Here is a 6,083-nt window from a genome sequence, read left to right on the forward strand (position 1 = left end):
CGATCCGGGGTCAAGGCCCGAATGTTGAGACGGCCCGAGCTGACACATGGCAGCGATTGATGCACTCATGGGGAGAATCGCGCTCGCGGATAGCGTCGACCCGGTACGTTCTGGGGACTGCGATGACCTGACGACTTGTGCGGAGTAGCCACGTCGCGCAACATGCGGCGGGCTGATGCGTGACTTGCTTAATCCGCACACGCGTACCGCCTGCGTGCAATCCGGACCCTTTACTACGATCTAGCACCTCGGTGAGGGAGAGCGGGTGCTCTAGATGCGGTTGCGACGGAGTGTCTCACTCTTACTACGCCGCGTGGGGCGCCTGTGTGAGACACAGTAGTTGGATCTGAACAGAGCAGTTCTGCCTCAGCGTGGAGTCGGAGCGCTCCGAGCAGGTGATGCGCTAGCCGTCCGACTCGGTTTCAATCTGCGCACTCAGCTCACCCACCGGGGCGGAGTTGCGCTTCGGCGCGAAGGAACCAGGCGTGGACGACGCGGTGGTCTTCCGGCGGTGGACCCCGTCCTGGACCGTGATGGTCCCCGTTCGCGCTGTTTCGGAGGGCTTCTTCACCCCGAGGGCGACGTCCACGTTTCGATCGACCGCGTTGCGCACTAGTACCCCTTGATCTACGGCCAGGGTGGTCCAGGCGGATTCGTTGTGTTCGCGTATACCGGATGCGACGCTCGTGACGATCGACTGCATCTCATCTTCATCGACGCCAATGGTGCGGGCGAGTTTGCGCCAGTGGTCGGGTCCCGCCGCTTGCGGGTGACGCGCCCCCGCGATGCGCATGGCGAGCTTCTGGTCGTATGTCGGGTAGAGCATGACAGGAACCGCGTCGTAAAGCGGCGCCAGGCGTGCCCCGCGTGATCCCAGCATGAGCGAGTAGTTCTTCGCGTGCGCGTCGGCGTTGCCGATGAGAGTGTTGAACGTCAGTTGTCGGAGGAAACTTCGCAGGATCGAGCCGTCATCGTCTACGGTCCCGATGATGTCCGCGACCTGCTTCACTGACACGTTGTACTTCGACTTGGGTCCGATACCGAGGGACTGGGCGAGATCCTCCGCGTGCAGCCTTCTCGGGATGTCCCCGTGGCTCCGGTCCCGGTCGAACCGCTCCACCATGAACGCCGTCTGATCTTCGGCGTTCAGGACTGTCGCTACGGGTGCGGGAACACCGGCTAGGGGTGCCAGTGCGAGTGCCGCTACCTCAGCTCTCTCGATGCCGTGGAGCTTTGGGTTTCCTGGCTTGATTATGTGAGTGGACGGTAGCGTCGCGTTCGACCAGTACCAGTAGCCATCGATTTCAGCGAGAGCGAACTTGCCTTGCGTGCCGGCGAGGGAGAACCGGGCCGGCACCTCGGAAGGGTAGAAGGAGTCCGGGTCCCGTTTGATGCTGCTGATACGTCCAGCGGTCTCCTCAACGAGGACCGGGTTCAGCTCCGCACGGTCGGCGGGTGTGGGCGCTTCTCCTTCGGGCAGGATTACGAGCCCACCCGCAATGTCGCCACCCGCAGCGTGCAGGAGGTCGAACGTGTCAGGTGATGATGCGCCGTACGCGGCCGCCATGCGAGCGCGTGTTGTGTCGTGGTCGGGAAGGATGTTCTCGAGGAAGTTGGAGGCACTTGCTCGTGTGCCTGACCCGTCACGCGGGAGGGACAAGGAGATCGGGGTGTCGGGTGCATCCTGGTCGTAGGTGAACGTCACGGCGCCGTCGTTGGCATGCACGAACTGCCCGGCGTGGGTACCTTCGAGCCACACCTCGAGGACCCGGGTCATTTCATTTCCAGGTCCGGCAGGGCGGTCGGTTGGACGCCTACGACGGCGAGAGTGCGGAGGGCTGCGGCAGGTGACGAGACGCGTAACCCCTTTTCCAGATGGCTGATGATCTTCGACTGCACTCCGGATGCGTCCGCGAGCTCGAGGACGCTGAGTCCGCGGACGGCACGCTCTGTTTTCAGGATGTCTGCGAGGCGTTCGCGGCTCCGCAGGTACTCGTTTGCTCTTGGTTTGACGAGTTTTGTGAGGTAGGCGTTGTTGCCTGCCCGAGCGTTCCGCACCAACGATCGGGTGAACGGGTCGCCACCTTCGTCTCCCTCGGGCCACCAGCTGGCGATGAGCGATGCTGGATCGGAAGTGTCGCGCAACGCGCGGAGGCGGTCGGCGGTACGCGCCCGCGTCTGAGCGGTGAGCGTGCCAAGAGACCGGGTGCGGAGCGTGTCGACGAGAGCTGTCCGGGAACTCGGAGAGAGGGGCCGCCGACTGCGCTGGGTCCGCGGGTTGTAGTCCTGGAGCTGCCAGCGTCCTTTCACCATTTGGGCAGGAATGGTGCCTTGGCTGATCATCGCGCGCACGCGTCGCGGCGACACGCCCAGCGCTTCCGAAGCCTCATTCACATTCATGACACAAGTATACCGATTGGTTAGTGGAGTCGTCCCTCGCGGGGTGATCAAATGCACATGCACCGTGCACTCACTCCCCGGTCGACCCGCGGGGGGGGGAATTCTCTACGGCATACGGGCTTGGGTTACCGGAATCGCGAGGTAGGCGAATCTAGCCGCAAGATCGGCCGCATCATCTATGGCAGGTCAAGCAACCGGGAGTCGCTGCTGCGCCGGCCGACCGAATAGTTCACACCCGCGATGGTATCTGTTAGACGCGACACAGGCCGAGGACAAGGGAGGGTCACGAGCTCGCCACATCCGCTCCACAGGACGGCAACGTGAGGTGACGTGCGATCAACTCGCAGACCACCTTGGAGTGCCCAGATCGTGTGCAAGCCGAAGGCGAGCTGATAACGACGATCCGTAGGGCGCCTGGGTCGGACGCTCCAGGAATCCGTCGGGCGTCGCATCGACACGACGAAGGGGAAGCAGGTGCTCTCGCATGGAGTCTGGCCGATACTCTCCAGGTTTCGTGTCGCGGTCCGCAGTCAACCGCCCAGTAGGTCGAGTACGCGCAATTTCTGAGTGCTGGCCGCGTACGGATAGAGCTCTACCGCAGCAACCTGTGGGAGCCGGTAGGAGGTTCATCGATCCAGCGGCAAAGTCATCGACGCGTCCGTAGGTGCGCGCAGCGTCTCGCTCCAGTGTGCGTAGAACCTCAAGGACAAGCTCGCCGATCGGGGTTGCGCCATCGATGGAGAGTGCGAGCTTCACCCCGTCATAGGCCCGGTAACCCTTCGCTCGGGACAGTGCCTCCAGCTCGAACGGAATAGCCGAATCGAGGTCAAAGAACGGGCAGAGAGATGACCCATCCTTTTCGCTGCTCTCGCCTCGGCCGACGCAAGGTCGCGGTCGAAACACCGAGGATGTAGGAGTAGCCGCCCGGCGTCTGACCGCCTGAGATCCGCTCCCCTGCAACGCAGAGACCTCCGGCACCGTGGCGTACGCTTGAGCGTCGCGCCACGACCGGAGGTCTACGCGTACCAACCCTCCAGACGGCGCCCAGGGGGCTACGTCGGCGAGGGTGTGCTTGTGATGCTCAGCCGTCCGAAGCGGCCAGTCGCTGTTCCCGGCGGTGCGTGTAGATCAGGACCACTACGCCGATGGCAATGGTCAAGAGGCCCAGAACGCCGAGCGGGAGCACGTCCGGCGCGAACATGTTGCCTCCGATCCCTTCACGGTCGACTCGATCCATTTGAGCGCTTAGGTTGAATTGCACCATCACGAGCAGGAATAGGCCGATCAGTATGAGCACGGTCCCCCCGGCCACTCCGAGTTTGTTACTCATTTCGAGCCTTCCTCATGACGGGTTACAAGCCGCTGCGACTGTCGCGGCTTCCCCTACAGTAGGTCGCCACAGCTCGATGTTCCAGGGATCCTTCAACGTGGCGTAGTACGCGTGGCACGAGACCTGCTGACGAGCTCCCGTGGTGTCCCAGGGCGAAGGGGTGATCCGGGCGAACTCATCGGTCACCTGGTTGCGCACCGTGATTGATATGACCGTGCCCCCGAACGTTGCCGTCGTCTTCCACCAGGTCGAGGTGTGAACCGAGAGCTCGCGCCCCGCGGCCGGATTGCGGGTCACGACCGAACTGATCAGCGACTCACCGTAGTAGGTGGGGTCGGCGATGATCGGATAGGTGAAGCCTCCTCCAATGTGGTCGACGACTTGCACCAGCGCACCGTCCTCGACGACGTAGTGCGTGGGAACTTCGACGCCGGCGGCGTCGACGGCCCACGGCGCATATGCACCGCCCACCACGTTGTCGTCGTCGAGGAAGAGGGCTCCTCCGTTGTCGCCGATCTCGATAAGGAGGTTCCCTGGACTCTGCAGGTCATAGCTGAATCGGTCCCCCGCCGACTCATCTGCGAGGACGCTCGCCAAGCTATAAAGACCGGCACCCTTATCGACCGCGACCTGTGTCACTGTTTCTCCAACGAATGCCACTGCGTTCGACTGCAGCTGCAGCGCCTCGCCGAGGTGCTCGGCGTCCTGTGGCGCAAGGCCGACCTCAGCGTTTCCCACCAGAACAGCCTCGGATGCTTCCGAGGGCAGTTCGACCCGGTCAGTCGCTCTCGACGAACGTGCGGACGAGAGTTGCTCCACGGAACTGGGTCCTACCGTCGGCGAGACGCGCGCGAAGAACTCCGGTGCCACCGAGCTGAACAGCGAGACCAATTCCTGGCGGTCGGCCTCTTCCCCGTCAGGGGCGGCCGCGCTTGCCGTTGATGGCGCCAGGAGGCCGATCAGCCCCACGGCCACACCGGCCGTCAATACGGCATATCTCGCCTTGGATGTACGTGTGCCCACAGCTATTCCTTCGTGCTTCAACCCGAGCCATCCTCGGGACCCACGGCTGAGCGTAGCGAGCCGCATCTGCCGCGTGAGTGCGGTGTTAGTCGAGCTGAAGATGCCGCCTTCTGGCGCTCTCGACCTGCTTGCGGTGCCCGCGCCGAGTTCGCGACGAGCTGCTTAGGGCCTGGACGGCAATGGTCGCGTGGTGAACGAAGAGGCCCGTGCTGCGGCGCGTTTGAGTTGCCGTTTGGCGCTTGGAGGCCTCTGACTGACTCGATATCGCCGACGCCAGCGGACCAGTCGGAAGCGAAACTCTGGGCGCGGGGCCAGTGTCACTAGGTCCACACTTGGGTGGCGATCTGCGCTCCGGGCGATCCCCGGACACAGCGAATGTTGCCCACCCAAATCATGCAATCGGATGACCAACACAGCGGAAGTGGAGCTGAGATTCGAACAGGTCGTGACGCCCTCCAGTCCATAGGAATCGTTGACCGTTATGTCTTCCCCAGAACTCACCATCAACTGCGCGATGTCTGCGCGCTCGACATCATTGCGAGCTCTCACCCCGCGCGCTCCGCGGTCTCTAGACCGAACCTTCAAAGTGCCCGGCGCTCCCCAAGACTACGGACGCCATATCTTCGCTGCCCCTGATCCTGGGCGAGCGTCGCGGAGTCGAGTAGGTGACCATTTCCCGGCTTGTGCTTTCTTGCCGTTCGATGGCGCGATCAGTCCTGCTTCGACGCGCCGAGCGTCTGCGGACCCATCGCCAACGGCGTTGATTCGCACTCGGTCTCGACCTTCCTCGGTCTCGACCTTCCTCGGTCAAGGACGCAATGAACTCAAACTTATGAGGCATGCCCAAAAGCCTCATCGATCGCACCGACCGTGCCGACGATGACGGGCAACGTTCGAGGCGTGGAGATGTACCCGGCAGTCGTCTTCGCGTCAGCATGACCAGCCTGCGCTTGACTGTGACCGCGCCCGGCAGCCTCGTCCACCGCGGTCAAGACCGTGCGCCGCAGCGTGTGAAAAGTAAAGTCGTGCAGGTCGATTCCGGCCGCTTCGAGAGCTTCGCTGTGTTCGCGCTTCAGCGAAGCGAGGCGCGCACGTATGTAAGTCGGAGACTGCATCCCGCCGCGCAAGCCCTGCAGAAGTGGGGCATCCGGGCCGCTCCGTGTAGCGATGGATCGGCATTCTTCGATAACCTCGCGCGCCCACGACGGTAGCTCTAGTATCCGCACCTGCTCGTCCCTTTTCAGCTCATTTGCCCGGAAGGTCTTCCCCGCAACGGTGATGATCGTGCCAGTGACCGATACCCGCAAAGAAGGGCCTTGACCCCGGATCG

5 protein-coding genes are annotated in these 6,083 nt (G+C 63.1%); all 5 read right to left on the reverse strand.

Annotated features, from left to right (window positions below; translation table 11 throughout):
• Positions 1-403: 403 nt before the first annotated feature.
• Positions 404-1,777 carry a HipA domain-containing protein gene (locus tag N4R40_RS13065; RefSeq protein ID WP_261607817.1) on the reverse strand — a complete coding sequence of 458 codons (1,374 nt, stop codon included), beginning with the start codon at positions 1,775-1,777 and terminating at the stop codon, positions 404-406.
• A complete protein-coding gene (locus N4R40_RS13070; protein ID WP_261607818.1) occupies positions 1,774-2,400 on the reverse strand; it encodes a helix-turn-helix domain-containing protein in 627 nt (208 codons plus the stop codon). The genes N4R40_RS13065 and N4R40_RS13070 overlap by 4 nt, the downstream gene beginning before the upstream one ends.
• 1,081 nt (positions 2,401-3,481) lie before the next feature.
• Positions 3,482-3,730 (reverse strand): hypothetical protein, encoded by a 249-nt coding sequence (locus tag N4R40_RS13075; protein ID WP_261607819.1) that lies wholly within the window; start codon positions 3,728-3,730, stop codon positions 3,482-3,484.
• Positions 3,731-3,742: 12 nt separating this feature from the next.
• Positions 3,743-4,753 carry a DUF2599 domain-containing protein gene (locus N4R40_RS13080; RefSeq protein ID WP_261607820.1) on the reverse strand — a complete coding sequence of 337 codons (1,011 nt, stop codon included), beginning with the start codon at positions 4,751-4,753 and terminating at the stop codon, positions 3,743-3,745.
• Between the two features lie 830 nt (positions 4,754-5,583).
• Positions 5,584-6,083 (reverse strand): site-specific integrase (locus N4R40_RS13085; RefSeq protein WP_261607821.1); only part of this gene is annotated, 500 nt, incomplete at its 5' end.

The sequence above is a fragment of the Microbacterium memoriense genome, from assembly GCF_025398275.1.
GTDB lineage: Bacteria > Actinomycetota > Actinomycetes > Actinomycetales > Microbacteriaceae > Microbacterium > Microbacterium memoriense.

Bases quoted from the DNA above. Each gene is read 5' to 3' on its own strand.
- N4R40_RS13075 (WP_261607819.1), bottom strand. From the start codon at position 3,730: ATGAGTAACAAACTCGGAGTGGCCGGGGGGACCGTGCTCATACTGATC.
- N4R40_RS13065 (WP_261607817.1), bottom strand. From the start codon at position 1,777: ATGACCCGGGTCCTCGAGGTGTGGCTCGAAGGTACCCACGCCGGGCAG.
- N4R40_RS13070 (WP_261607818.1), bottom strand. From the start codon at position 2,400: ATGAATGTGAATGAGGCTTCGGAAGCGCTGGGCGTGTCGCCGCGACGC.